The 1,487-nt window shown below is 71.1% G+C and carries 2 protein-coding genes; both read right to left on the bottom strand.

Annotated elements, in window-relative coordinates:
• Positions 1 to 705 (bottom strand): MFS transporter (locus tag FNQ90_RS22875; protein ID WP_267133097.1); only part of this gene is annotated, 705 nt, incomplete at its 3' end.
• A complete protein-coding gene (locus tag FNQ90_RS28250) occupies positions 702 to 953 on the bottom strand; it encodes an MFS transporter (RefSeq protein WP_323380133.1) in 252 nt (83 codons plus the stop codon). The genes FNQ90_RS22875 and FNQ90_RS28250, both read right to left, overlap by 4 nt.
• Between the last annotated feature and the right edge of the window lie 534 nt (positions 954 to 1,487).

The raw sequence follows: 1,487 nt of genomic DNA, 5'->3' as shown, positions 1-1,487 counted from the left end.
GCCCGCCCCCGACCGCTGGATGACCAGCACCATGGAGACCGCGTTGGCCGCCACCGCCAGGAGTCCGACGGCCGCCGCCGCCGGCCAGACCAGAGGAGCCGCAGCGGGGGAGACCGCCAGCAGGACGGCCGCGCCCACCGAACCCACAGACAGCAGACCCGGTAGCCACACCGCGCGGACCGGGTCCGCGGCCACCCGTGACCAGACCACGCGACCGGCGATCCCCGTCACCCCCAGGACCGCCACCAGCGCGGCCGCGGTGGTCGCTCCCAGATCGAGCCGTTGGGTGCCGAAGAGCGCGATGTAGGTGTTCACCGAGGCGATGGCGCAGCCCGGGAACACGGAGAAGACGGCGAGCACGGCGATCGCCCCCCGGGGGGCCCGCAGGGCGGGAACCGAGGCCACCCGCGGGTCGGCCGGCAGGAGTCGCGTGGCCCACAGCGCGGCGATCACCGCCGCCCCCGCGACCGCCCACACCGCGACCCTCCACCCGGCGACGGCGGCCAGCGCGGCCAAAGGGAGTCCCGCGACGAAGGCGCCGGCCTGGACGCCGGACTGCTTGAGGCCCGTCACCGCTCCCCGGCCCGGCTTCGGCACGGCGGCCAGGATCGCCTTGTTCGTGGCAGGGTTGGCCAACGCCTGGGGCAGACCTCCCAGAGCGACCGCGGCCAGCAACAGCCCCGGGCCCGGCGCCGCGCCGATCATCGCCAGGGCCCCGCCGTGATCGTCAGCAGGATCACCAGCGAGCGGCGCGGCCCCACCCGGTCCACCACCCGGCCGCCGAGGGGGGAGAGCAGGGCGGCCGTACCGAAGCCCAGGGTGGTCGTCAGCCCCAGCACCACCGGGGAGATGCCCAGTTCACCGGTCAGTCGCGGGCCCAGCGCCCCGATCAGGAACAGTTGCATCATCGAGAACGCCATCACGCCGGTCAGCGGGACCGTCAGGGGCCTCACCCCCCGAGAGGGCCCTGCGTCCCCGGTTTTCCCGGAGCCCTCGGAGTGAGGGGGGTCGGTCGTTCCCGCTCTTTCCAGCCTCATCAACGAACCCTTCATCCCGTTTCCGGCGCCGGGGGTGCCCTCCCTCGGCATACATGTCGTTTCCGGGCCCCGCCGGGTTCCCGGCACCCCTGGTGCTCCTGGCGGCCCGGGGCCGTTCGTCGGGGCGTCCGAACCGCCCTTCCCGGTAACGACTTCGGTGGGCGCCGAGGGGGCGTTCGTTGCGTCATGGCGACCCGAAGTGCCTTTTGGGGAGTTTTCGGGTATTTGTGGCAATGGCTCGAAGGGGTCGGGGAGCCGATGTCATCCAATGGGTGTGAGTCATGATGAGTTCGCACATCGATCCGGTTCTGATTCAATCATCTGTGTGCAGTCTCACGACATCCAGGACGCATGTCTCAGGACATTGAGGACATGATGTCTCAGGACATCCAGGACACCGACGCGAGCTGCTGATGTTCGGGCATGTCGAAAGCCCGGCTGGTCATCACC

Origin of the sequence: Streptomyces alkaliphilus, from assembly GCF_014141535.1 — a bacterium.
GTDB lineage: Bacteria > Actinomycetota > Actinomycetes > Streptomycetales > Streptomycetaceae > Streptomyces > Streptomyces alkaliphilus.
This window is presented reverse-complemented; position numbering and strand designations above follow the sequence as displayed.